This is a genomic window from Amycolatopsis dongchuanensis, assembly GCF_039542405.1.
Classification (GTDB): domain Bacteria; phylum Actinomycetota; class Actinomycetes; order Mycobacteriales; family Pseudonocardiaceae; genus Amycolatopsis_E; species Amycolatopsis_E sacchari.
Window position 1 is genome coordinate 52,259 of record NZ_BAABIB010000055.1, and the last position, 23,926, is coordinate 76,184.

The window sequence follows — 23,926 nt, forward strand, 5'->3', positions numbered from 1 at the left end:
AGTATGCCGATACGGCCGGATGGGGGAACGCCCCGCGCATCCGTCTTCCTGATCGGACGGCAGGAATGCCCGAAGGGCCTCAGGCGCCCGCCAGCTCCGCGGCGAGCCGTTCCGCGGCCTCGGTGCCGACCTGTCCACACAGGACGGCAGCCTCTTCACGGTACTCCCGCGAGGCCTCGGCGTCACCCGCCAGTTCGAGCACCGAGGCCAGTTCGGCCAGCGTCTGCGCCCGCGACCACCGGCTGAACGGTTCGGTGAAGGCGGTGAGCGCCGCACGCAGGCACCGCACGGCGGGTTCGTACTCGCCCGCCTCGCGCCACGCCCTGCCTTCCCGCAGCCCGGCCTCGGCCGCGTCCATCGGCGCCTGCGCCTCGTCGAACAGGGCGCGCTCGGTGCGGTAGGCGCGGGCCGCTTCGGCCCACTCCCCCAGCTTCACGTGCGCGTTGCCCATGAAGCGGAACGTCAGCGAGCGCAGGAACCGGTAGGTCTCGGGGTTGGCCTCGGAACGCTGCAGCTCGCCGTCCGCGAGCACCGCGCGGTGCACCGCCAGCGCCTCCTCCGGCCGCCCCGCCGCGGTCAGGACCTGTCCGAGCACGTTGCGGAGCGGGGCCTGGCCCGCCCAGAACCCGAGCCCGCGCGCGACGGCGGCGACCCTGCTGTGCTCGAGCGCCTCCTCCGGCCTGCCGAGCCGCATGAGCACGGCGCCCAGGTACCCCTGCGCCCAGGTCTCCTCCACGGAGTCGCCGATCTCCCGCGCGAGGGCCAGCGCCTCGCGGTGCGCGGCGTACCCGCCCTCGTGGTCGTCCATCAGCAGGTACCGCGCCCAGCCGACGAAGTTCAGCAGCTTCGCCTCCGCGTGCCGGTCGCCCAGCGCGCGGGCGGCGGTCAGCCCGAGCTCGAACACCTGGTCCCACGGGTGGTGCTGCTGGCGGACGTCGGAGTACCAGTGCATCGCCTCGGCCAGCCCCACGACGCGGCGGTGGTCGCCGTCGCGGGCGGCGAGCCGTTGCGCGGCGAGCCAGTTCGCGGCCTCGCCGTCCAGCCACCGCACGGCGTCCTCCCGCGCGGGGAACCGCGGGTTGCCCTTCGTGGCCTCGGGGTGCAGCAACGAGGCGGCGACCATGGCGGTGTCCAGCAGGTAGCTCACCACGGCGGTGCGCACCTTCGCGAGGTCGTCCGGGTCCTCCTCCGCCTCCAGCCGCTCGCGGGCGAACAGCCTGATCAGGTCGTGGTAGGAGTACCGGCCGTCCTGGGCGCCGGCCTGCAGGAGGTTCGCGTCGACCAGCTCGTCGATGTACAGGCGCACCCTGGGCTCGGGCAGTCCGGTGGCGATCGCGGCCAGCTCGACGCCGAACGCCGGGCCGGGGATCAGCGCCAGCCGCTGGAACACCAGCCGCGCCTCGCCGGTCAGCCGCCGGTGCGACATCGCGAACGCCGAGCGCACGCGCAGGTCTCCCGCCGACAGCGCGGCGAGGCGGGTGCGCTCGTCCCGCAGCAGCGTGACCAGGTGCTCGATAGTCCAATGTGGACGGCTGGCCAGCCGGTTGCCCGCGATCCGCACCGCCAGCGGCAGGTTCCCGCACAGCTCCGCCAGCTCCGCGACGGCCTGGGGTTCGGCGCGCGTGCGCTCGTGCCCGATGATCGTGCCGACGAGCGAGGCCGCGTCGTCCTGGCTGAGCGCGGTGAGCCAGATCCACCGCCCCGACTCCAGCCCCACGAGCGCCCGGCGGCAGGTGATCACGGTGAGGCAGCCGGTGGTGCGGGCGAGCAGCGGGCGCAGCTGGGTCTCGTCGGCGGCGTTGTCGAGCAGGATCATCGTGCGCCGTCCGGACAGCAGCGAGCGGAACAGGGCCGTCTGCTCCTCGACGGTGACCGGGATCTGCTCCACCGGCACACCGAGCGCGCGCAGCAGGAGGTCGAGCGCCGCCCGGGGAGCGACCGGCTGGTCGTCCATCCCCCGCAGGTCCACCGAGAAGCAGCCGTCGGGGAACTCCTCCCGCAACGCGTACGCGGCCGTCGCGGCGAGCGCGGTCTTGCCGACGCCGGGGTGCCCGACGACGGAGACGACCACTCCCCCGGGCGTCCGGGCGGCGTCCAGCGCCGCCGCCCGCAAGCGCTCCAGCTCGGCGGTGCGGCCGACGAGATCCGGCACCGCGCTCGGCAGCGGCGCGACCGCGGGCGGCAGCGGGACGGGGCGGGCCCCGCGCTGCCTGCCCTGGCGCGCCAGCTCCAGGAAGCGGCTCCGCTCGGGACCGGTCAGGCCGAGCGCGTCGGCGAGGGCCTCCGTGGAGCGCCGCTGCGCGGCCCTGGCGCGGCCGCGTTCCAGGTCGGACAGGGCGCGGACGCTCACCCCGGACGCCTCCGCGAGGTCGGCCTGGGTCAGGCCCGAGGCGCGGCGCAGCCGCAGGAGCAGCTCGCCGAAGCCCGGTTCGTCGGCAGGGGGAGTCTCGTTCACCGGCGACCATTAAACCGGCAGAAGTAGCGGAGGCGAAAAACTGCTGGTCGTTCTTCCTGGCCGACTACCCTTCTTCGCGGTTTCCTGGCGCCATGTCAATCAGTATCGCCCGGATGGAGGACACCGGCTCTTCGCTGACTCCGAGGGCACACTCGAGCGCACCCGCGACCCGAGCGGTTTCGGTCGGCGTGCTCGCCACCGACCCGCTGCTGCGCACCGGACTGCTCAGCGTGCTGCGCACCCAGCCGGGGCTGCGGCTCGCCGACGGTGACCCGAGGCAGGCCGGGGTGCTGGTGGCCGTCGCCGACGACCTCCGCACGCTGCCCTACCTGGTCGGCGAGACCGCCCGCCACACCCGGCTCGTGCTCGTCGCCGACCCGCCCCAGCCCGCCGAACTGTGGAAGGCGATCGAGAGCGGCCTCGTCGTGCTCGTGCCCCGCAAGGAGGTGACGCCGGAACGGCTGCGCAAGGCCGTCGCCGACGCCGCCCGCGGCTTCGGCTACCTGCCACCGGAACAGCTGGGGCAGGTGCTGCAGGGCATGGCGCGGCTGCACCGCGACGTGCTGGTGCCGAACGAGCTGACGCCCACCGGCCTGTCCACGCGGGAGACCACGGTGCTGCGGCTGCTCGCGCAGGGCCAGGACACCGCGGAGATCGCGGCGGAGATGTCGTACTCGGAACGCACCGTGAAGAACATCCTGCACAAGCTGACCACGCGCCTGGGGCTGCGCAACCGGACCCACGCCGTCTCGTACGCCCTGCGCAACGGCCTGATCTGAGCACACCGGACGGCCCCTTCCTGGGGTGTGTCACGGGCCACTACTCTCAGTACGTCCAGCGTCGAACGCGAACGTCCTGCGAGGCAGTCATGACCGGTGCGCCGCCCACCTCACCGAGCCAGGTCCCGGTCGGGGTCGACCCGACCAGGCCGAGCATCGCCCGTATCTACGACGGGTTCCTCGGTGGCAAGGACCACTACGAGGTGGACCGGGCGGTGATGCGCAAGATCAACGAGGCGGTGCCCGAGGCGGTGGACATCGCCAGGGGCAACCGGGGGTTCCTCAACCGCGCCTGCCGGTTCCTCGCCACGCAGACGAAGATCGACCAGTACCTGGACTGCGGCTCGGGCCTGCCGACCGCGGAGAACACCCACCAGATCGTGCAGCGCAGCAACCCGGACTCTCGGGTGGTCTACGTGGACAACGACCCGGTCGTGCTCGCGCACGGGCGGGCGCTGCTCGAGGAGAACGAGAACGTCCACATGGTCGAGGCGGACATCTTCACGCCCTCGACCGTGCTGGGGCACGAGGTCGTGCGCCGGCACCTGGACTTCGCCCAGCCGCTGGTGCTGCTGCACGTGGGCACGCTGCACCACCTGGAGGGCGACGGCGGGCCCGAGGTGATGCGGGAGTACATCGACGCGCTCGCGCCGGGTTCGTACGTGGTGTTCTCGCACTTCTACGACCCGCAGGTGCCGGAGCTGACCGAGGTGGCCAAGCGGATCGAGGACATCCTCGTGCACGGGCCGATGGGGGCGGGCCGGTTCCGCACGCGGGACGAGATCCTCGCGATGCTGCCGGGGCTGGAGATCGTCAAGCCCAACGCGACGACGGACCCCGGCCTGGTGGCCTGTGACGAGTGGTGGCCGGACGGCCCCCGGCTGACCCCGCTCAGCAAGGCGGCCCGCTGCATCGCGGGCGTCGTGGGCCGCAAGCCCTGACCGCTCCCGGCCGACGCCGCCCGGGAGCCGGTCTGCTCACCGAACCCGCCGTTACGCTGGGGTCATGGCCCTGAAGTCCGACTACACCGGGCAGGAGTGCTCGATCGCGCGCACGCTGGAGATCGTCGGCGAGCGCTGGACGTTGCTGATCCTGCGGGACCTGTTCTTCGGCGTGCGGCGGTTCACCGACCTCTACCGGCACCTGGCGATCCCCAAGGCGGTGCTCACGGTCCGGCTCGACCGGCTGGTCGCGGCCGGCGTGCTGGACCGCGCCGAGCACCGGCCGGGGCGGCCGGAGTACCGGCTGACCGCCACCGGTCTGGACCTGTGGCCGACGCTGCACGCGCTCAACGACTGGGGCAACACCCACCAGGCGCCGAACGGCCCGCGCGCGCTGTACGTGCACGTCGACTGCGGCAGCGTGCTGTCCCGCGGTGGTTTCTGCGCCGGCTGCGGCACGGTGCCGCCGGTGACCGACGTCGAGTACCGCCCCGGCCCCGGCGAGCCCGCCGAGCCCGAGGACCCGGTCGACCGGGCGCTCCGCCCGGCGCACCGGCTGCTGACGCCGCTCAGCACACCAGCCGGACGGTGAACCCCTCTTCGTCGCGGTAGAGGGAGACGTGGCGGCAGATCTGGTGCGCCATCCACAGGCCCACGCCCGCCGACCGGGTCTCCGCCGTGGCGAGGAGGCCCGCGAACGGATCGACGGGGCCCTCGCCGCCGTCGGTCACCGTCGCGACCACGCGGTCGTCGCCGGGCCAGATCCTCAGGCGCACCGGCGGTTTCCCGTGCACGGAGGCGTTCGTGACGGCCTCGCTCACGGCCATCACGAAGTCCTCGGCGCGGTCGGCGTCGATCCCCGTGCCCGCGAGCGCGGCCCGCACGACGCGGCGCGCGTCCGCGGCCGTCGGACCGACCAGCTCGGCGGACGGCGGCCCCGGTTCGGGGCCGGGCCGCGGCGCGTCCCGCCAGGTGGGCAGGAAACCCGCCGGGTCCCGGTAGCCGTCGTTGTCCAGGTGGCCGCCGTCCGGCGTGGCGACGTGCGGGTGGGTGCGGGCGACGTCGGCCAGTACGTGTTCCGGCGTGATGCGGACGTCGTACGGGCACAGGCCCCACAGCGGGAAGTCGTCGTAGGCGTGGTTGACCACCGCCTCGTAGCGGGCCCACCAGTCCCACGGCTCGCCGACCCCGGGGTGCGGGACGTCGCCCACCACGCGGATCTGCGACACGCCCTGCTCGACGTACCGCGCGAACAGCTCGCGGTACCGCCGGATCGCCGACGCCGGGCGCAGGTACTGCTCCTCCCCGGCGATGACGGTCAGCTTCGAGGTGTCCATGGCGGAGGTCAGCAGCCGCTGGTTGACCGGGCCGAACGCGACCAGCACCGGCTCCCCCGCGGCGAGCCCGTCCTCCAGGAACGGCACGACGACGTCGAGCAGCTCCTGGTCGGAGGAGTAGAAGGCGGTTTCGTGGTAGTAGCCGGTGTGCCCGGCTGCGGCGCCCGATCTCATGCGGCCTGCTCCAGGGTCACGGCGGGCACCTCGAACAGTTCGAGCAGGCGCCGCGCGGACGGGCAGCCCGTGCGCAGGACCACGGTCACGTCCTCCCTGACCGCCGCGTCGGACAGCGCCAGGAGGTTGCGGTGGTCGGTGAACTCCAGGCCGCGGCCGTCGATCACCACCCGCCGTCCCGGCTCGGGCAGCAGCTGCGCCCGCTCCAGCGCGAGCGTGAACGGTCCGACGGTGCCGTGGTCGAGTTCGCCGCTGAGGGCCAGCACGCCGTCGGAGTCCGGGTGCAGGCGGAACGGCGTGGCGCCCCGGCTCGCCGCGGGGTGCAGGCTCGCCAGCTGGACGATCGCGGCATCGTCGAGTTCCCGCTGGTCGTAGCCGCACATCGCGGAGAACGGGTGGGCCGTCATGTAGCGGTCGATGCGGTGCTCGTACCGCGTGAACCGCGCCAGCCGCGCGGGTGTGCGGACGAGCCCGGTGGCCTCCGCCGCCACCCGGTAGCCGCGGTACCCCTCGGCGAGCGCCGCCTCCGTGGCGGCGGCGTAGGTCGCGACCTGCGTTTCCGGGTCCACCACCTCGTCCTCGCCGTACACGCCGTCGAGCGACTCGATCGTCAGGGAGCCCTCGCGCAGCGCCTTGGCGAGCGGTGCCGACCGGCTCAGTTCCTCCGTCAGCCCGCCGGCGTCACCGGGCGCCACGAAGCTGGTCTTCAAGCCGAGTGACACCCCGTCGGCGAGGAACTCGACGGCCCGGGCGTGGAAGTCCGCCGGGTCGTCGTAGCCCCAGCACAGGTGGTCGTGGGGGCCGAAGCCGCGTCCCGCGGAGGAGACGCCCGTACGCCGCATGCCCCCAGCGTACTTTCCCGGCACAAGCCGCCCAGATTCCTCCCGCGAGAACGATTCGATCGCCGAATCGGGGGTACTCCTTCCGAGGGAATACCGAAGGAAGCGAGGGTGATCGTGGACATCTACGGTTGGGACGCTGCCGAATCGGCCCTGCAGGCCTACATCGCCGTGGTGGCGGACGCGCTCGGGGTGCCACCGGAATCCACGTGTGCCATGACCGGACGGCCTGCCAGCGCCTACATCGCGCTCGACGAGCGCCTGCCCAACTTCCCCGACCGCGACCTCGCCCTCCTCTGGGAGGACAACCAGGGCTGGGCCGCCGCGATCGAGACCCACAGCGGGGAGGACGTCATCGTCGTCGCCTACCTCGGCGGCGAGGTCGTCCCGCCACCGAGCGCGGTGGTCGGCTTCCTCCGCGACCTGCTCGCCGACAAGCAGCCGGGGCAGCTCGAACCGCCGAACTTCCCGCCCTGCGCGGACCTGACCGAGCGCCTCGCCCGGCACGGTTACGCCGGCACCTCCCAGTCGATGATCACCCGGTCGCCCTCGTAGGCGATCTCCAGCTGGTCCCGGGCCCGCTCCCGCAACGTCCGCAACCCCTCGGGCGTGCCGGGGGCGGGCCCGCTCACGTGCAGCGTCAGGTACCCGTCGGTGCGCGCGAGCCCGATCCGCACGGGACCGTCGTGCCCGACGAACGCGCCGAGCGCCTCGTGCAGGACCTCCAGCGCCTCCGTGACCACCTCGTCCGGCAGCTCCCGGTCCAGGTCCCCGGACAGCTCCAGCTCCGGCACGACGCCGGCCCCGGACTCCAGCTCGCCGACCAGCGCCTGCACGGCGAGGCCGAGCGACGGCCGGTCCGGCGACGGCAGGTGCCCGTACAACGCCGAACGCAGCTGGTTGATCGCCTGGTCGAGGTCGGCGATGGCGCGGGTGAACACCGGCTGCGCCACGGGAAACCGCGCGCTCGCCGACTGCAGGGTCAGCCCGAGGCCGAACAGGTTCTTGAGCACGGTGTCACCCAGCTCCCGCGCGATCCGGTCGGTCTCCTCCAGGCGCACGACCTGTGCGGCCGCTTCACCGGCCCGGCCGATCTCGCCGCGGATGCGCACCCGCATGCCCTCCACCGCCGCGCCCAGCTCGGCGACCTCCTGCGGGCCGCTCCCGTCGACCCGCTGGTCGAGATCGCCGTCCGCGACTCCCCTGACCTGCGCGAGCAACCGCCGCAGCGGGGCGTCCAGCGAGGTGCGCAGCAGCAGGACGGTCACGGCGCCGAGGACGAGCGCGAGCGCGGCGCACACCCCGGTCACGACCGTCGCCCGGTTCTGCGCTCCCACGCTCTGCTGCAGCCCGGCCGCCGTGAGCTCGTCGATGTGGCTCTGCAGCGCGGCGAGCCGCGCCCCCAGGACGTCGAAGTCCGCCTTGCCGTGCAAGGAAAGCTGCCGGATCGTCTGCTGGTCCACCGGCCCGGCCCGCACGGCGGCCACCGCCGGCCTGATCGACCGGTCGAGCCAGGCGTCGCTCGCCGCGGCCACCTCATCGACCAACCGCAGGGACGGCTCGTCGAACGACAGCAGGGCGCGCAGGCTCGCCTCGCGCCGGTCCCGGTCGGCCAGCCCGGAGTCGTAGGGCGCGAGGAACTGCTCGTCCCCGGTCAGCAGGAAGCCGCGGACACCGGTCTCCATGTCGACGTGGTCCTTGCTCAGCGCTGCGACCGCCTGCTGGGCCGGCCGCAACGAGGTCCGGACGTGCGCGCCCAGCGACGTGGCGTAGAGCCAGGACGCGGTGGTGGCGGCGGCCGTCACGAGGAGGAGCAACAGCAGGCCGCCGACGAGCGCGTGCACCCGCCAGCGCAACGTCCGCGGCCAGGCCCGGCTGAGCACGGTTGATGGTAACCCCGAAAAGGCCGGTGCGAAATCCGCTTCCCGGGGGCGAGTTCCGCGCCCCCACGAATGGACGCTGGATTTCCCCGCGAATTCCGGCCTACAATTCTGCTCCCCGTCTCACTGATCGGAAGAACACCGCGTGACAGTTCCCCCGGTGGCCAGGACCCCGACCGGCCGCAGGTTCCAGCTCGCCGCGTTGCTGCGGCACCTGCGCGAACGGCGCGGGCTGACCCAGGAGGAGGTGGGGGCGATGATCTGGCCGGACACGAGCAGGCGCAGCGTGCAGAACAAGATCACCCGGCTGGAGAACGGCGACGGCGGGATCAGCGAGGACGATCTCCACGCGCTGCTCGGCGCGTACGGCGCGCCCAACGGCGTCACGCTGGAGCTGGCGCTCCAGCTCAACAGCGGCACCTCGCAACGCGGCCGGTGGCGCGGCGCGCGGGCGGTGCACCCGGAGCATTTCCGGCAGTACGTCGATCTCGAAGAGGACGCCGAACTCATCCGGCTCGTGGGCGTCGAACGCATTCCGCCGCTTTTGCAGTGTGAATCGTACGTCCGCGCCGGCCGGCCGGACGAGGAATCGGTGACCGCCATTCTCGACCGCCAGCGCGTCCTGGCCCGCGCGGAACCGCCGGAAGTCTACGCACTGCTCAGTGAATCGTGTGTCCGCCGAATACACGGCGACCATTCCGTCATGGCCGACCAGATCGACCACCTGCTGCGGCTGTCCGCGCGGCCGAACATCACGCTGCAGCTCGTGCCGTTCACGCCGGTGCCCGGTCTCGTCGTGGAGACCGCGCTGGAGCGGTTCGCCCTGCTGCGGCTGCCGGCACCGGGCGTGCTCGGCCGGTTCCAGCAGCACCTCGACTTCGCGTACACGATGCAGGGCGCGCGCGTCGTCCCCGACGACAACGTCGAGCCCTACGAACGACTCTGGTTCGCGGCGACCACCGCGGCCCTCAGCCCCGAAGCGACCCGGCGGTTCCTGCGCGAGGTGCGCCGGGACTTCCGCGGCGCGGCGAAGGAGTGACGATGCCCGAAAGCCCGGAGCGCCCGGTCGCCACGGCGGCCCGCGTCTACGACTACATGCTGGGCGGTACGCACAACAGCGCGGTGGACCGCGAGGCGGCCGCGCACATGGTGCGCTCGTTCCCGCTCGCCGCGGTCGGCGCGCGCTACAACCGCGAGTTCCTCGGCCGGGTGGTGCGCTTCCTGACCGGTGCGGGCGTGCGGCAGTTCCTCGACCTCGGTTCCGGCATCCCGACCGTGGGCAACGTGCACGAGATCGCGCAGGCCGAGGCGCCCGGCGCGCGCGTGGTGTACGTCGACTACGAGCGCGACGCCGTGGAGCTGGGGCAGCGGATCCTGAGCGACAACCCGGACGCCACCGCGTTGCTGGCCGATCTGCGGGAGCCCGACGTGGTGCTGGGTTCACCGGAGGTGACGGGCCTGCTGGACTTCTCGCGGCCGGTGGCGGTGCTGATGATCTCGGTGCTGCACTTCGTCCCCGACGACGCGCAGGCGCTGGACCTGGTGCGGCGCTACCTGTCGCGGCTCACGTCCGGCAGTTACTTCGCGCTCAGCCACCTCGTGCGTGCCGAGGGCCGGGCGGGCAACCTCCAGCGGGAGACCAGGCACGTCTACAACAGCACGGTGGCGGAGAACCTGGCGATCCGCGAACCCGGGCAGATCGCCGCGTTCTTCGCCGGGCTGGAGCTCGTCGAGCCGGGGCTGGTGGCCGTGCCGGACTGGCGTCCCGACGACCCGGACTACGTGCCGGACGAGGAGGACGTGCCGCGCCGGGTAGGGCTGGCCGGGGTCGGCAGGGTGCCGTGAAACCCGCTTCTGGACAAAGTGTCCGGTCTCTAGACTGACCGGGTGGAGACGGCGGACGCGATCCTCGACGCGCTCAAGGGGCTGGTACCGGGGCTGGCCGCGACGTTCGGCCGCTCGTGCGAGGTGGTGCTGCACGACCACCGGCTCGGCGACCGGTCGGTCGTCGCCGTCGCGGGCGAGGTGACCGGCAGGCACGTCGGTGGCGCGACGAGCGAGATCGGGCTGCGGATGCTCGCCCGCGGTGACGCGGCGGAGCCCGAGCTGAACTACGTCACGCGCACCGAGTCGGGACGCGTGATCAAGTCGTCCACGCTGCCGCTGCGCGACGGGGAGGGGCGCGTGTTCGGGGCGCTGTGCGTGAACCTCGACGTGACGGCGCTGCGCCAGGCCGGGGACCTGCTGGCGGACCTCGCGGGCCTGGCCCCGGCCACCATCCCGGCGACGACGTTCACGGACGATTTCGACGAGGTCGTCGACGCGGTGGTGCGGGCGGAGGAACTGGCGCTGGCCAAGCCCGTCGACAGCCTGCAGCGCCGCGAACGCCTGCGGCTGCTCAAGGCGCTGGACGAGCGGGGCGTGTTCGCCGTGCGCGGCGCGGCTCCGCGCATCGCCGCCCGGCTCGGCATCTCGCGCGCGTCCCTGTACACCGATCTCGCGGAGTGCCGCCGGGGCTGACGTCCTGGGGCGGCGGCCGCTCTACTTGGCGCCCACCTAGCAGCTCCCGCGCCTCAACCCACCGGCAGCACCTCATCCCCGTACAGCTCCGCGCTGAACGCCCGCAGCCGCCGCGCCAGTGCGGCCAGCGAAGCCGCCGCATGGTGCGTCGGCGACCACGCCGCGAACAACGCCATCCGCAACGGCCCGTCCGCGCACCGGATCCGCATGCCGTGCAGCCCGAAGCGCGGGTCGTCCGACACCACCGCCGCGCCCCGGCCCGCTGCCGCAAGCGCTTGCGCCACCTGGGCGTTGCCGCATTCGACGAGTTCCGGCGTGGTCAGACCCTCAGCCGCGAGCGCCTCCTGCAACAACTGCCTCGGCCGGAACGACGGGTCCAGCACCACGAGGGTTTCGCGCGCCAGCTCCGCGAGCGGCACCGCGGCCCGCCCCGCCCAGCGGTGGCCGGGCGGCACGTACGCGAACAGCGGCATCACGGCGACCGCGTAACTGCTCCAGCCCGACTCCGGCGGCTGCGTCACGATCGCCAGGTCCGCGCCGTGGTGCAGCGCCGCCGTTCCCCTGTTCTCGACGACCGTGGGCAGCGGGTCGTCCGGCCCGAAGGTCGCCAGGAACGGCGCGATCAGGTCGGTCAGCGTCGTGGTCGGGGCGGCGATCGTGAGCCGCACGAGGTGGCCGGCGGCGAAGGCCTCCGCGGCGGACAGGGCGTCGTCGGCGCGCTGCAGGACGTCCCGCGCCACGGGCAGGAACTGCGCGCCCGCGGCGGTGAGCGCGAGCCGGTTCCCGTGCCGCTCGAACAACTCCAGCCGCAGCTCGCGCTCCAGCTGCCGCACCTGCCGGGACAACGCGGGCTGCGTCACGTGCACGGCGGCCGCGGCGGCGCTGACCGAGCCGTGCTCGGCGACGGCCACGAAGTACCGCAGGGTCCTCAGTTCCACGTCCTCCAGTATGCCTCCCAGGCATGGCAAGACTAGAAAACAAGCAGTGGACGGCATGGTCGATGGCTCCGACCATGGGGGCATGACACTCGCCACCTCCCTGCCCCAAGCGCGTCGCCTCGCGACGGAGATCCCCGGCCCGCTTTCGCGGGAACTGATGGCCCGCAAGCAGAACGCCGTCGCCCGCGGGGTCGGGACGACGATGCCCGTGTTCGCCGTGCGCGCCGGTGGCGGGGTGGTCGAGGACGTCGACGGCAACGTGCTGATCGACCTCGGCTCCGGCATCGCCGTGACGACCGTCGGCGTCAGCGCCCCCCGCGTCGTGGACGCCGTGCGCGAGCAGGCCGAGGCGTTCACGCACACCTGCTTCATGGTCACGCCGTACGAGGGTTACGTCGCGGTCGCCGAGCAGCTCAACCGCCTCACGCCGGGCACGCACGACAAGCGCTCCGTGCTGTTCAACTCCGGCGCCGAGGCCGTGGAGAACGCCGTGAAGATCGCCCGCGCGTACACCGGCCGCCAGGCCGTCGTCGCGTTCGACCACGCCTACCACGGCCGCACCAACCTGACCATGGCGCTGACCGCGAAGTCCATGCCGTACAAGCACGGCTTCGGCCCGTTCGCGCCCGAGGTCTACCGCGCGCCGCTGTCGTACCCGTTCCGCGACGAGCTGGACGGCCCCGCCGCCGCCCGCCGCGCGATCGACGTCATCGAGAAGCAGATCGGCAAGCCCGCCGCCGTCGTGATCGAGCCCATCCAGGGCGAGGGCGGGTTCATCGTGCCCGCGCCCGGGTTCCTGCCCGCGCTCGCGCAATGGTGCCGGGACAACGACGTCGTGTTCATCGCCGACGAGGTCCAGACCGGTTTCGCCCGCACCGGCGCGCTGTTCGCCAGCGAGCACGAGGGCATCGTGCCGGACCTGCTCGTCAGCGCCAAGGGCATTGCGGACGGCCTGCCGCTGTCGGCGGTGACCGGCCGCGCGGAGATCATGGACGCCGCGCACGCCGGTGGCCTCGGCGGCACGTACGGCGGCAACCCGATCGCGTGTGCCGCCGCGCTCGCGACCATCGAGACGATCGAGGCCGAGGGGCTCGTCGAGCGCGCCCGCGAGATCGAGCGCCTGATGAAGGACCGGCTGTCGGCGCTGCGCGAGCGCGACGACCGGATCGGCGACATCCGGGGCCGCGGCGCGATGATCGCCGTCGAGCTGGTGCGGGCCGGCACGACCGAGCCCGACCCCGAGCTTGCCCGCTCGGTGGCCGCCGCCGCGCACGCCCGTGGCGTGATCGTGCTGACCTGCGGCACCTACGGCAACGTCCTGCGGTTCCTGCCGCCACTGTCCATCAGCGACGAACTGCTCCACGACGCGCTCGACGTCCTCGCGGAAGGATTCTGATGTCCCAGTTCACCGTCGAAAACCCCGCCACCGGCGAGACCATCGCGACCGTGCCCGACGGCGGGGTCGCCGAGGCGACCACCGCGGTGGACGCGGCCACCGCCGCCGCCCGCGCGTGGGCACGCACGCCCGCGCGCACGCGTTCGGAGGTCCTGCACCGGACGTTCGAGCTGATGCTGCGCGACCGCGAGGAACTGGCCGCGCTCATCGTGTCGGAGAACGGCAAGTCGCTCGCCGACGCCCGCGGTGAGGTGACCTACGCGGCGGAGTTCTTCCGTTGGTACGCCGAGGAAGCCGTCCGCACCGACGGCAGCTACGGCCCCTCCCCCGCCGGTGGCACGCGCACGCTCGTGACGCGCAAGCCGGTCGGCGTGGCGGCGCTCGTGACGCCGTGGAACTTCCCCGCCGCCATGGCCACGCGCAAGATCGGCCCGGCGCTCGCCGCGGGCTGCACCGTGGTGCTCAAGCCCGCCGCCGAGACGCCGCTGACCGCGCTCGCCGTGGCCCGCCTGCTCACCGAGGCCGGGGTGCCGGACGGTGTGGTGAACGTCGTGACCACCACCGACGCCGGTGCCGTCGTGACCACGTGGCTGGAAGACCCGCGCGTCCGCAAGATCTCCTTCACCGGCTCCACGCGTGTGGGCCAGTTGTTGTTGCGCCAGGCGGCGGACCGGGTCGTGAACTCGTCGATGGAGCTGGGCGGGAACGCGCCCTTCGTCGTCACCGCCGACGCGGACCTCGACGCCGCCGTCGAGGGCGCGATGATCGCCAAGTTCCGCAACGGCGGGCAGGCCTGCACCGCGGCGAACCGCTTCTACGTGCACGCCGACGTCGTCGAGGACTTCACGGCGAAGCTGGCCGCACGCGTCGAGGCGCTGAAGGTCGGCGCGGACGGGGAAATCGGCCCGCTGATCAGCGCGAAGGCCGTCGACGGCGTGACGAAGCTCGTCGAGTCGGCGATCGCGGCCGGGGCACGGGTCGTCGCGCGCGCCGAGGTCCCGTCCGACGGCAAGGGCTATTTCTTCCCGCCCACCGTGCTGGCCGACGTGCCCGCCGACGCCGAGATCGTGCGGCACGAGATCTTCGGCCCGGTGGCCCCCGTCATCACCTACCGCTCGGAGGACGAGCTGCTGGAGCTGGTGAACGCGTCCGAAATGGGCCTGGCCGCCTACGTCTACGCCGGGGAACTGCAGCACGCGCTGCGGCTCGGGGAGGCGATCGACGCGGGCATGGTGGGCGTCAACCGGGGTCTGGTGTCCGATCCCGCCGCCCCGTTCGGCGGGATGAAGCAGAGCGGCATCGGCCGCGAAGGCGCCCGCGAGGGCCTGCACGAGTTCACCGAGATCCAGTACCTCAGCGTCGCCTGGCCGGAGGACTGATCACGCGGGCGTCGGGGCCTCGGCCCAGCCGAGCGCGTCGTCGATGGCTTGCTCGACGATCGGCGCCATCGTGCCCAGGTACGTCGCCGACAGGTGGTTGTCGTCCAGGTACAGCAGCACGTTCCCGAGCACCGGCGGGCAGACGTCCTCGTCGCAGTAGTAGTCGCTGAAGTCCAGGAAGTCCACGTTGGACGGCGTGTCGAGGAAGTGGTACGGCGGGTCCGGTGCGTACAGCTCGCTCCGGGGTGCGGCGCACTCCGGAGCGTCCGGGCCCGCGTGCTCGACGCACTCCGAAGGGGACGTCTCGTAGCGCGGGTTGTCGCGCACGGCCAGCACGCGGATGCCGGCGTCGCCGAGTTTCGCCCACTGGGCCAGGAAACCCGGCGGCGTCTGCTCGGTCAGCCCCACGCGCACGTCCCGCGTGGCGGAGGTGAACACCACGTCCGGCCGCAGGTCGAGCAGCTCGTCGGCGGCCGCGGCGTTCCAGTCCCGGCACGCCTGGTTCTCGGGGTCGATCTCGGACTCGGTGGAGAACGGGCAGCCGCCGCGGGACAGCACGATGAGCTGCCAGTTGCGGCGTTCGGCGATGGGCTGCAGCGCCGCGATGAACTGCGTCGGGTGCGAGTCCCCGACGATGGCGATCCGGTGCTCGGGTTCGGGGGTGTCGGTGGTGCAGACCACCAGTTCCGCGCCGCGCGGGGACTCGGCGCAGTTGTCGATCCACGCCCAGTCGTCGGGCAGCGCCACGAACGACGGCGCGAGCGGCGCGTCCGGCCTGCCCTCGTACACGAAGCCTTCCGTCCGCGCGAGCGCGCCCGGGTGGTCGGCGTCGCCCGCCACGACCGCGCGTGAACGCACCAGGTGCTCGCTGGTGAACTGCCAGGCGAACGTCGCGAGCAGCACCGGCACCATCGCCACGGCGACGAGCCGGTAGGAGCCCCAGGCGACGGTGCGGGCCGGTTGTTCGACGAGGTGGTACGTCGCGACGGCCAGCAGCGCGGCGATCCCGATCACGAAGGCGCCGCCGAGCAGTCCGACCTCGGCACGGTCCCGTGCCACGAGGTAGAAGACGAGCACGGGCCAGTGCCACAGGTAGAGCGAGTAGCTGAGTTTCCCCAGGTACCGCAGTGGCCGGGTGGACAGCAGCCGGTCCACGCCCAGGCGGCTGCCGGTCGCGCCGGCGACCAGCACGAGCGCGGCGGACAACGTCGGCCACAGCGCGACCCAGCCGGGGAACACCGTGCCCACGTTGAACACCAGCCCGCAGCTGATCAGGCCCGCGACCCCGGCCCAGCCGAGCAGGACCCGCAGCGGACGTGGCGCGGTGAGGACGTCGATGCCGAGCGCGACGAGCCCGCCGAGCGCGAACTCCCAGACGCGGGTGAGCGAGTGGAAGTACGCCAGCGGCTGGTCCACGTCGGTGAGGTGGATGGAGTATCCGAGTGAGCCGGCGAACAACAGCGCCAGCACCACGGCGAGCACCGGCCGCAGCCGCCGCCGGGCGACGAGCGCGACTCCGGCGATCAGCAGCGGCCACACGAGGTAGAACTGCCCCTGCACGGCCAGTGACCAGAAGTGCTGCACGGGACTGGCGGTGTTGTGCGCGGCGAAGTAGTCGGCCGAGTCCGCGGCGAGGCGCCAGTTCTCGACGAACAGCGACGAGGCGAAGATCTCCCGGATCGTCTGCGTCCAGCGGCCCTGCGGCAGCACCGCGACCCCGACCGCGACGGTGACGAGCAGCACGGTCAGCGCGGCGGGCAGCAGGCGCCGGAGGGTGCGGCCCCACGTGGCGAGCAGATCCCCGCGGCGGCGCACCAGTTGTCCGGTGAACAGGAAGCCGGAGAGCAGGAAGAAGACGTCCACGCCACCGGAAACCCGCCCCAGCCACACGTGGTAGATGACGACGAGCACGCAGGCCAGCGCCCGCAGGCCGGTCAGCTCCGGACGGTACCGGCGCGCCGCTTCGGTCAAGTTTCGCCCCTTTGCTCCTGGTTCCCTCCCTTTTGTACGTGACGGCCGGTGGCTGAACGGCTCTCGGGGTCACCACAGAGGATTGATCAGCGTTCAGGAACGCCTGCGTTGCAAAAGTGTTGCACTCCGGACGACACGTCCTGACGCCCGAAACCCCACGGCAACCGGCCTGCCGCGCTCCCGCCAGGCGCAAGATCGGCGCGATCAGCCGCACCCGACCGCACACTGTGATTTCATTGGGCAAAACGTCCTTACCTGTTCCGCCCACAGAGCATCCAGCCGGGTGACCCGCGAGCCACGCCCCGTAGCCGACCGCGGAACGGCCGTGCTGGACCGGAATAGCAGGTGGTGCCGATGAACGTCCGCCGGTTCCTCGCCTGGCTGCGCGGCCTTTCCAGTCGGCGGCGACCGGCTGGACCCACGGCACCCGCCGAGTCCGGCCCGCTCTCCCCGTGGCCCGCCCGGCCACCCCAGGCCCCACGGCGCCTCGTCGGCCGCGAGCGGCACCTGCGGGTGCTCGACGAGCAGGTCGGCCGCAACCGGATGGTCGCGGTCGTAGGCGCTCGCGGCACGGGCAAGACGGCACTGGTGAGCTACTGGGTCAGCCACCACACGACCGCTTTCGAGTTGTACGCCGATTTGAACGGGACGGTCAGCGACGGGCAGACCGAGGCCGTGCTCTCCGGTTTCCTCCACAAGCTGGACGTGTCGTTGAACTCGGTGGACCCGGCCGACCTCCCGGAGCTGTTCCGCTCGGTCACCGCGGCCACCAGGGTGGTGGTCGTCCTGGACAACGCCGCCTCCGCACCCCAGGTGAACGCGCTGCTCCCCGCCCCCGGCAACGAAGTTCTCGTCACCAGCCGCCGTCCGGTCGACGCGCTCGCGGCGGGCGCCACCGTGGAGCTGGGGCCGCTCACGTTCGCCGAAGCCCGGTCCATGCTCGAAGGCTTCCTGGGCGCGGCGGTCGTGGCCGAAGACCCGCACGCCACGTGGCGGGTGACCGAGTCGTGCGGCCGGCTGCCGCTGGCACTGCGGATCGCCGGGGACCTGGCGGCCCGCGAGAAGCTCAGCATGACCGCCCTCGCGCGGAAACTGGAGTCCGCGGGCGCCGAGGTGCGGGTGGTGACGACGATCGACGCCGATCTGTCGTCCGCGATGGGCGCGAGCTACGACGGTCTGACGAAGGAGGCGGCGCGGACCTTCCGGTTGCTGGGCAGCCAGCCGTGCGCCGCGCTGCACAAGTACGCGGTGGCCGCGCTCGTGGACCGCGAGCTCACCGTCACGATCGCCGCGCTCGACGAACTGCTGCGGTACCAGCTGATCGAGATCCACGACGACCGGGTGAAGCTGCAGAGCGCCCTGCGCGACTACGCGGCCGAGCAGGCGAGTGCCGCGGAGAAGGCAGCGGGGTTCGCCGGGCTGCTCCGCTGGTACATCGCGAACGTCGCCGCCGCCGGGAACGCGCTCGCCCCGGACTGGGCGGGCCCCGCGATCGAGGTCGACGAGGAAGGTCTGCACCTGCTGGAGTTCTCGCAGGAGCGGTACCGGGAGGCGGTCGGCTGGTGCCGGTCCGAGCTGGCCTCGGCGCTCGCTCTGGTGCGCGCGGCCGAGCACGGGCACTCCGACGCGTGGAAGCTGCCCGTGCTCTTCATGCCCTACCTCTTCCTGAGCAAGCACTGGAGTTCCTGCCTCGACCTGGCGCGCCTCGGCGTCAAGATCGCCCGCAACGCCGGTGATCTCGTGGGGCTCGCGCGCTGCCTGCACAACTTCAGCTGGGTGCTGCACGCGCTGAACCGGGACCAGGAGGCGCTGCCCTGCCTCCGCGAATCCGCGCAGCTGCACGGAATGCTGACGGACGACCGCGGTCGGGCGTGGACGTCCTTCGCACTGGGCGAGAGCCTGACGGCGGTGAACGAACTCGCCGAGGCCCGGGAGTGCTTCGAGCGCGCGCTCACGCACTTCGAGGAGACGAAGTGGCGGTTCGGGGAGGCCATCGTGCTGGCGAGCCTGGCCGTCACGCTGGAGAAGCAGGGTGACGTGCGCCAGGCTTTCGCGGCCGCCGAAAAGGCGTTGAAGATCGCGCAGGCGGTCGGGATTTCCCCGCTGCAGAGCCATTCCCACCACCAGCTGGGCCTGCTGCACCAGCGTGAGGGGAACCAGGAGGCGGCCGTCGGGCACTTCCAGCGGGCGCTCGTCCTGCGGCGGAAGTTCAACGAACGCTGGAACGAGGCCGACACCGAGCTGAGCCTGGGCGAGGCGTACGGCGCGCTCGAACGTTACGACGAGGCGTACGCCGCGTTCGATCGAGCGGAGGAGATCTTCGCCGAACTCCACGACGACGCACGCCGTCTCGTCGTCCACGCCGCTCGCGCCAACCTCGAAGTCGCCCCGAAGCCGTTCCAGCGGGAGTGAGGCCGGGTCAGCCGTCCTCGGGGAGGGAGGAGTCCTCCTCGCCGAGGCCTTCGTCCTGCTCGGTGGCAGGCTTGGCCTCCTCGGTGTCCTCGGGCACTTCGTCGCCGCGCTCGCGTGACTGGTCTCGATCCATGGTTCGCCGGTACCCCGCCGCTGGGCCGGTGAAACCGGGTGCGCCGGGCTGAAGTACAGGTACCCGCGCTGCTCGGCGGCGGCCCTGATCGCCCGCACAACTCGGGGGTCCAGGACTTCCGGGCTTTCTGCCAGCTCCGCCAGCAACAGGTCCGCCCTGCCGCGAGTTCAGCATGGTCAAGCCCGCGCTCAGATCCCCCTTGGTCGCCGGGTCCCGCACCTTCACGGGCGGACGAGGACCTTCCCCACCGCCCCCTTCTCCACGGCCAACTGCGCGGCCGCGACGTCGTCGAGGCTGTACTCCGTGATCGGCAGCGCCGACAGAGCGCCTGCTTCCATGGCGGCGTTCGTCCAGCTCACCACCCGGTCGAAGTCCTCCCTGGAGACGGTGTACATCAGCGCGAACTGGATCATCGCGTTCGCCTGTGCCAGTTCCAGGAGGGGGATCCTGGGCTCTTGGCCTTCGCCCGCGTAGACGGCGATCACGGCACGCGGGGCGATCACCGCCGTGTCGATGCGGATGTTCGCCGCCAGGGCGACCTCGACGACGCGGTCCACCCGTCCCACGGATTTCAGGATCCTGTCCGCGACATCCTCTTCGCGGTAGTTGACCACGAGGTCGGCACCGGCGGCACGGGCGAGTTCGCCCTTCTCCTCCGAGCTGACGGTGGCCACCACCGTGGCGCCCGCGTGCTTGGCGAACTCGATCGCGAAGTGCCCCACTGCTCCCGCACCACCCGCCACGAGGACCGTCCGCCCCCGGACCGCATCGGGATCACCGCCGAGGCAGTACGCCGCCGTCAGCGCCGGAACTCCCAGGCAGGCGCCCAGCTCGTCGGAAGCGTTGTCCGGCAACGGAACGACCTTCTCCGCCGGCACCACCGCGAACTCCGCGGCCGTCCCGTACCGGTTCTCCGCCGCCGCGAGGTAGAGCCACACGCGCTGCCCGACCGCGAGGCCCGTCACGCCCGGGCCGATGGCGTCCACCCGGCCGGCCCCGTCGTGGTGCGGCACCTGGAAGCCGTCCGGATCGCCGCTGGTGAGCCCGGCGCGGGCCTTCCAGTCCGTCGGGTTCACGCCGGAGGCCGAGATCGCGACGCGGACCTCCCCCGCCTTGGGCTCGGGCACCGGCAGCTCGACGACCTCGAGAACATCCTGTGCCTGCCCCGTTTTCCGGTAGATCGCTGCCTTCACGGCCCCCATATTGCCACCGCCGGAACGAGCCGCGCCTGGCCGACCGGGCGGACGGGGATCACGTCAGGTCCACCGCCGTGCGCACACCCGCGGCGTAGTCCGCCGGCCGTTCCCAGGCCGCGAAGTGGCCGCCGTGGGGGTGTTCGACCCAGGAACGCACGTCGAAGAAGCGGGCGGCGAACTCGCGCGGGGCGTTGACGAGGTCCTTGGGGAAGATCGTGAAGGCCGCGGGCGCGGCGATCCGCCCGCCCAGGTCCGGCGCGCTCTCCACGTACGGGCTGAAGGAGGTACCGATGGCGCCGCTGACCCAGTAGGCGGTGATCCAGGTGAGCAGTTCGTCGCGCGTGAAAACGGTTTCCACGTCGCCGCCGCAGTCGGTCCAGGTGCGCAGCTTCTCCAGGATCCACGCGGCCGTGCCCGCCGGTGAGTCGCCGAGGCCGACGGCCAGCGTGTGCGGTTTGGTCGACTGCTCGTGCATGTAGCCGCCTTCGGTCGCCTGCCAGTGGTGCCCGTACCGGACGTAGGCACGCTCGGCGTCGGACAGGTCCTGCGGCGGGTCGACCAGGAAGTGGTACTGCGACACGTCGGTCAGGTGCAGGGCGGCGACCCGCTCGGGATACGCGGCGGCGAGTGCTTCGGCCACGTCGCACCCGACGTCCCCGGCCGAGATGACGTAGCGGTGGTACCCCAGCTCGGCCATGGCCGCGGCGATCGCTTCCGCCATCGCGGTCGCCGACAGGCCCCGCCCGGGAACCGGTGCGGCGAACGGGAAACCGGGCAGCGCCGGGACGACCAGGTGCAGGTCGGACAGCAGCGGCAGGACCTTCTCGAACCGCAGGACCGAGTCGGGCCAGCCGTGCAGCAGCAGGACCGCCGTCGCTCCGGGGTCCTCGGCGCGCAGGTGGACGGCGCGGACGGGCGTGCCACCGGTGCCCGTGAGCACCCACGGCAGCTCCCGGATCCGCGCTTCGTGCTCCCGCCAGTCGTAGCCCTCGGCCCAGTACTCGATGAGTCCGGACAGGTAGTCCGGGTCCACTCCGCGCTCCCAGCCGAAGCCGGGCGGCAGGGCCACCCGGCGGTAGGCCCGCAGGCGTGCGCGCAGGTCGTCGAGAACCGGCTGCTCGACAGCGGCAGGGGCAGGGCTGGTCATGATCGGTTCTCCTTCGTCGTCGACACCGTTCAAGGGGACGCGATCCAGTAGAGACCGTCATGACACCGGTGTCAAGGCGAGCTATCCTCGAACCACGACACCGGTGTCATGACGGGCGGGAAGGAGACGAGCGGTGGCCACCATGCGGGAAGTCGCCGAGTTGGCGCGGGTCAGCCTCAAAACGGTCTCCCGCGTGTTCAACGACGACCCGCACGTCCTGCCGGAGACCCGCGCACGCGTCGAGGCCGCCCTTCGCGAGCTCAACTACACCCCCAACACGCTGGCGACGACCTTCCGCGCGGGCCGCGTGCCGATCATCGGCCTGGTCGTGCCGGACCTGGTCGATCCCTACTTCGCGGCCATCGCCAAGGCCGTCGGCGCCGTCGCCGAGGCGCACGGCATGGCGGTCAGCGTGACGAGCACCGGCGACGACGCGGACCGTGAACCGCAGATCGTGGCGGCCGCCCTCGGCCGCTCGCTCAGCGGCCTGATCCTCGCGCCGGTCACGGCCGAGCAGTCCTACCTGCGGCCCTGGTCAGACCGGACTCCCATCGTCTTCGTCGACCGGGCACCGGCGAAGATCGCGGCCGACTCGTTCACGCAGGACGACCACGGCGGGGCGCTCGTCGCGACCGAGCACCTGCTCGGGCACGGGCACCGGCGGATCGCCTTCATCGGTGACGCGCTCACGAAACCGACGGTGCACCGGCTGGAGGGCTACCACGCCGCGCTCGATCGGCACGGCATCGGCAGGGACGACGATCTCGTCGTCCTGGACGTCTGGGACCGCCCGTCGGCCGCCGAGGCGGTGGCGGCGTTGCGAGCCCTCGACGAACCGCCGACGGCGGTGTTCTCCTCGAACGACAGGGCCAGCATGGCGCTGGTCCCCGCGGTGCGGGAGACCGGCCTGGCGCTGCTGTCGTTCGGCGACTTCCCGATGGCGGACCTGCTCGAGCCCGCCGTCACGGTCATCGACCAGGACCCGGGCACCCTCGGCACACTGGCCGCCGAGCGCGTGTTCGACCGCCTCGCCCACCCCGCCAAGCGCTTCCGGCGCCGCACCGTGGTGCCGGTTTCGCTGGTGGAGCGGGAATCCTGCCGCGGAACGTCCACTGTGGTCTGACGCCCGGCCGGTTCCGCGCTCTGCCATGATGGCTGCCATGGCCGATGTCCCCCCTGCCCGGCGCCCTAGCGTGAAGGTGTCCGCCAAGCTCGCCCGCCGGCTGCGCGCGTCGGCGGGCGGCTTCGTCCGTTCGGCCCGGTCGGCGGACCGGATGTCGCCGGTCATGGCCGGGGTGCTCGACCTGTTGCACCGGCACGGTCCGATGACGACCGCCGACCTCGCGGCGCTGCGGAAGGTCCGGCACCAGACGATGTCGACGACGGTCGCCGACCTGGTGGAGTCCGGCCTGGTCGAGACCGGCCCGCACCCGGACGACCGGCGCAAGAAGCTCAACAGCCTCACCGAGGCGGGCCGCGAGGCCCTGGCCCGCGACGCGGAGCAGCGCGAAGCGGTTCTCGCCCGCGCCATCTCCGAATCCCTGAGCAAGGAAGACGTCGAGGCGCTCACGAACGGGTTGGCCGTTCTGGAGCGCCTCACCGCCGCGCTCGACGAGCGCAGTGGTGGCACCGAGGGCCCTTTCGTCACCGGCGACTGGTGAGGATATACAGGGCGATCTGTACAGAGAGCCCTGTATAGTTGACCCCATGAAGATCACCAAACACGCCCATGCCTGCGTCGAACTCGCCGAGCCCGGCGGCGGCGTGCTCATCGACCCCGGCGCGTTCACCCCGAACGCGGCCGAGCTGATCGCGCGGGCGACCGCTGTGTTGATCACCCACGAGCACTTCGACCACGTCGACGCCGAGGCGCTCGAAGCGGCGCTGAGCACGCGGTCCGACCTCGCCGTCTGGGGTCCGGAGGCGGCGGTCGGCCGCTGGCGCGAGCAGTACCCGGACCAGGTCACCGCGGTCCGGCACGGTGACCGGTTCACCGCGAACGGCCTGGAAGTCTCCGTGCACGGTGAGGTGCACGCGCTGATCCACCCCGACATCCCGCAGGTGGCCAACGTGGGTTACCTGATCGGCGGCTCGGTGTACCACCCCGGCGACGCCTACCACGTGCCGCGGGTCCCGGTGCCGACCCTGCTCGTGCCGACCAGCGGCCCCTGGACGAAGGTCGGGGACGCGGTCGACTGGGTGCGGGCGGTCAAGCCGGATCGCCTGGTCCAGATCCACGAGATCATGCTCAGCCCGGTGGGCCAGCAGTCGATGGCGAGGTTCCTCGGCCCGGACATGCTGGGCAGCGTGCCGCTGACCCTGGTGCCCGTCGGCGAGTCCCTGGACGTGTGAGCCTCCGCCACCGCGACGTGGTGTACCTAGGTCCACCACGCGCGGTGGTGCGGACCCACCTTGCGAAAGGGTGGTCA

The 23,926-nt window shown here is 72.3% G+C and carries 22 protein-coding genes; 13 read left to right on the plus strand and 9 right to left on the minus strand.

All coding sequences use genetic code 11. The annotated features are described in order from the left end of the window. Nucleotides 1–79: 79 nt before the first annotated feature. On the minus strand, nucleotides 80–2,455 hold the full coding sequence (locus tag ABFX51_RS12240) for a helix-turn-helix domain-containing protein (RefSeq protein WP_346053776.1): 2,376 nt from the start codon (nucleotides 2,453–2,455) through the stop codon (nucleotides 80–82). Nucleotides 2,456–2,547: 92 nt separating this feature from the next. Here ABFX51_RS12240 and ABFX51_RS12245 point away from each other — a divergent pair, with 92 nt between their 5' ends. From ABFX51_RS12245 to ABFX51_RS12255, 3 genes are all read left to right on the plus strand, one after another. Further along, a complete protein-coding gene (locus tag ABFX51_RS12245; RefSeq protein ID WP_245783396.1) occupies nucleotides 2,548–3,234 on the plus strand; it encodes a helix-turn-helix transcriptional regulator in 687 nt (228 codons plus the stop codon). A gap of 89 nt (nucleotides 3,235–3,323) precedes the next feature. Further along, on the plus strand, nucleotides 3,324–4,175 hold the full coding sequence (locus tag ABFX51_RS12250) for an SAM-dependent methyltransferase (protein WP_091515637.1): 852 nt from the start codon (nucleotides 3,324–3,326) through the stop codon (nucleotides 4,173–4,175). A 64-nt stretch (nucleotides 4,176–4,239) separates the two neighbouring features. Beyond that, nucleotides 4,240–4,767 (plus strand): winged helix-turn-helix transcriptional regulator, encoded by a 528-nt coding sequence (locus ABFX51_RS12255; RefSeq protein WP_091515634.1) that lies wholly within the window; start codon nucleotides 4,240–4,242, stop codon nucleotides 4,765–4,767. On the opposite strand, the gene ABFX51_RS12260 is transcribed toward ABFX51_RS12255, so the two are convergent. Both ABFX51_RS12260 and ABFX51_RS12265 read right to left on the minus strand, forming a co-directional pair. After that, nucleotides 4,745–5,686, minus strand: a complete 942-nt coding sequence (locus ABFX51_RS12260; RefSeq protein ID WP_346053777.1) for an anti-sigma factor RsbA family regulatory protein — start codon at nucleotides 5,684–5,686, stop codon at nucleotides 4,745–4,747. The two genes, ABFX51_RS12255 and ABFX51_RS12260, sit on opposite strands and share 23 nt — an antisense overlap. Beyond that, nucleotides 5,683–6,528 (minus strand): MEDS domain-containing protein, encoded by an 846-nt coding sequence (locus tag ABFX51_RS12265; RefSeq protein WP_346053778.1) that lies wholly within the window; start codon nucleotides 6,526–6,528, stop codon nucleotides 5,683–5,685. The genes ABFX51_RS12260 and ABFX51_RS12265 overlap by 4 nt, the downstream gene beginning before the upstream one ends. Nucleotides 6,529–6,636: 108 nt before the next feature. Here ABFX51_RS12265 and ABFX51_RS12270 point away from each other — a divergent pair, with 108 nt between their 5' ends. Next, on the plus strand, nucleotides 6,637–7,080 hold the full coding sequence (locus tag ABFX51_RS12270) for a DUF6292 family protein (RefSeq protein ID WP_177228971.1): 444 nt from the start codon (nucleotides 6,637–6,639) through the stop codon (nucleotides 7,078–7,080). Here ABFX51_RS12270 and ABFX51_RS12275 read toward each other — a convergent pair. Continuing rightward, nucleotides 7,035–8,408: a sensor histidine kinase gene (locus tag ABFX51_RS12275; protein WP_091515627.1), complete on the minus strand. Its 1,374-nt coding sequence runs from the start codon at nucleotides 8,406–8,408 to the stop codon at nucleotides 7,035–7,037. The genes ABFX51_RS12270 and ABFX51_RS12275 overlap by 46 nt on opposite strands. 142 nt (nucleotides 8,409–8,550) lie before the next feature. Between ABFX51_RS12275 and ABFX51_RS12280 the strand changes: the two genes are divergently transcribed. The 3 genes from ABFX51_RS12280 to ABFX51_RS12290 are packed head-to-tail and all read left to right on the plus strand — an operon-like array spanning nucleotide 8,551 to nucleotide 10,925. After that, nucleotides 8,551–9,444, plus strand: coding sequence for a helix-turn-helix domain-containing protein (locus ABFX51_RS12280; protein ID WP_091515625.1), 894 nt, complete (start codon nucleotides 8,551–8,553; stop codon nucleotides 9,442–9,444). Between the two features lie 2 nt (nucleotides 9,445–9,446). After that, complete coding sequence (locus ABFX51_RS12285; RefSeq protein ID WP_091515622.1) at nucleotides 9,447–10,250, plus strand: SAM-dependent methyltransferase; 804 nt, start codon at nucleotides 9,447–9,449, stop codon at nucleotides 10,248–10,250. Between the two features lie 42 nt (nucleotides 10,251–10,292). Next, on the plus strand, nucleotides 10,293–10,925 hold the full coding sequence (locus ABFX51_RS12290) for a helix-turn-helix transcriptional regulator (RefSeq protein WP_091515619.1): 633 nt from the start codon (nucleotides 10,293–10,295) through the stop codon (nucleotides 10,923–10,925). 53 nt (nucleotides 10,926–10,978) lie between these two features. Here the strand turns inward: ABFX51_RS12290 and ABFX51_RS12295 are convergent, their stop codons facing one another. Further along, a complete protein-coding gene (locus ABFX51_RS12295; RefSeq protein WP_346053779.1) occupies nucleotides 10,979–11,863 on the minus strand; it encodes a LysR family transcriptional regulator in 885 nt (294 codons plus the stop codon). 82 nt (nucleotides 11,864–11,945) lie between these two features. Here ABFX51_RS12295 and gabT point away from each other — a divergent pair, with 82 nt between their 5' ends. After that, a complete protein-coding gene (gene gabT / locus ABFX51_RS12300) occupies nucleotides 11,946–13,259 on the plus strand; it encodes a 4-aminobutyrate--2-oxoglutarate transaminase (protein ID WP_346053780.1) in 1,314 nt (437 codons plus the stop codon). Continuing rightward, on the plus strand, nucleotides 13,259–14,638 hold the full coding sequence (locus tag ABFX51_RS12305; protein WP_346053781.1) for an NAD-dependent succinate-semialdehyde dehydrogenase: 1,380 nt from the start codon (nucleotides 13,259–13,261) through the stop codon (nucleotides 14,636–14,638). The genes gabT and ABFX51_RS12305 overlap by 1 nt, the downstream gene beginning before the upstream one ends. Here the strand turns inward: ABFX51_RS12305 and ABFX51_RS12310 are convergent, their stop codons facing one another. Continuing rightward, the gene (locus ABFX51_RS12310; protein WP_346053782.1) at nucleotides 14,639–16,609 is read right to left on the minus strand and encodes an acyltransferase family protein; all 1,971 of its coding nucleotides are present in this window, start codon (nucleotides 16,607–16,609) and stop codon (nucleotides 14,639–14,641) included. Between the two features lie 354 nt (nucleotides 16,610–16,963). Here ABFX51_RS12310 and ABFX51_RS12315 point away from each other — a divergent pair, with 354 nt between their 5' ends. Next, entirely contained in the window at nucleotides 16,964–19,021 is a 2,058-nt protein-coding gene (locus ABFX51_RS12315; RefSeq protein ID WP_143249998.1) for a tetratricopeptide repeat protein, read from the plus strand. A 7-nt stretch (nucleotides 19,022–19,028) separates the two neighbouring features. On the opposite strand, the gene ABFX51_RS12320 is transcribed toward ABFX51_RS12315, so the two are convergent. The 3 genes from ABFX51_RS12320 to ABFX51_RS12330 all read right to left on the minus strand — a co-directional run bounded on the left by ABFX51_RS12320 (nucleotide 19,029) and on the right by ABFX51_RS12330 (nucleotide 21,497). Further along, complete coding sequence (locus ABFX51_RS12320) at nucleotides 19,029–19,154, minus strand: hypothetical protein (protein WP_281245243.1); 126 nt, start codon at nucleotides 19,152–19,154, stop codon at nucleotides 19,029–19,031. A 221-nt stretch (nucleotides 19,155–19,375) separates the two neighbouring features. Then, nucleotides 19,376–20,347: an NADPH:quinone reductase gene (locus tag ABFX51_RS12325; RefSeq protein WP_346053783.1), complete on the minus strand. Its 972-nt coding sequence runs from the start codon at nucleotides 20,345–20,347 to the stop codon at nucleotides 19,376–19,378. Nucleotides 20,348–20,405: 58 nt separating this feature from the next. Next, nucleotides 20,406–21,497 carry an epoxide hydrolase family protein gene (locus ABFX51_RS12330; protein WP_346053784.1) on the minus strand — a complete coding sequence of 364 codons (1,092 nt, stop codon included), beginning with the start codon at nucleotides 21,495–21,497 and terminating at the stop codon, nucleotides 20,406–20,408. A 142-nt stretch (nucleotides 21,498–21,639) separates the two neighbouring features. Here ABFX51_RS12330 and ABFX51_RS12335 point away from each other — a divergent pair, with 142 nt between their 5' ends. From ABFX51_RS12335 to ABFX51_RS12345, 3 genes are all read left to right on the plus strand, one after another. Further along, on the plus strand, nucleotides 21,640–22,620 hold the full coding sequence (locus tag ABFX51_RS12335; RefSeq protein WP_346053791.1) for a LacI family DNA-binding transcriptional regulator: 981 nt from the start codon (nucleotides 21,640–21,642) through the stop codon (nucleotides 22,618–22,620). Nucleotides 22,621–22,696: 76 nt separating this feature from the next. After that, nucleotides 22,697–23,158, plus strand: a complete 462-nt coding sequence (locus ABFX51_RS12340) for a MarR family winged helix-turn-helix transcriptional regulator (protein ID WP_346053785.1) — start codon at nucleotides 22,697–22,699, stop codon at nucleotides 23,156–23,158. Nucleotides 23,159–23,204: 46 nt separating this feature from the next. After that, nucleotides 23,205–23,849, plus strand: coding sequence for an MBL fold metallo-hydrolase (locus ABFX51_RS12345; protein ID WP_346053786.1), 645 nt, complete (start codon nucleotides 23,205–23,207; stop codon nucleotides 23,847–23,849). Nucleotides 23,850–23,926 lie beyond the last annotated feature (77 nt).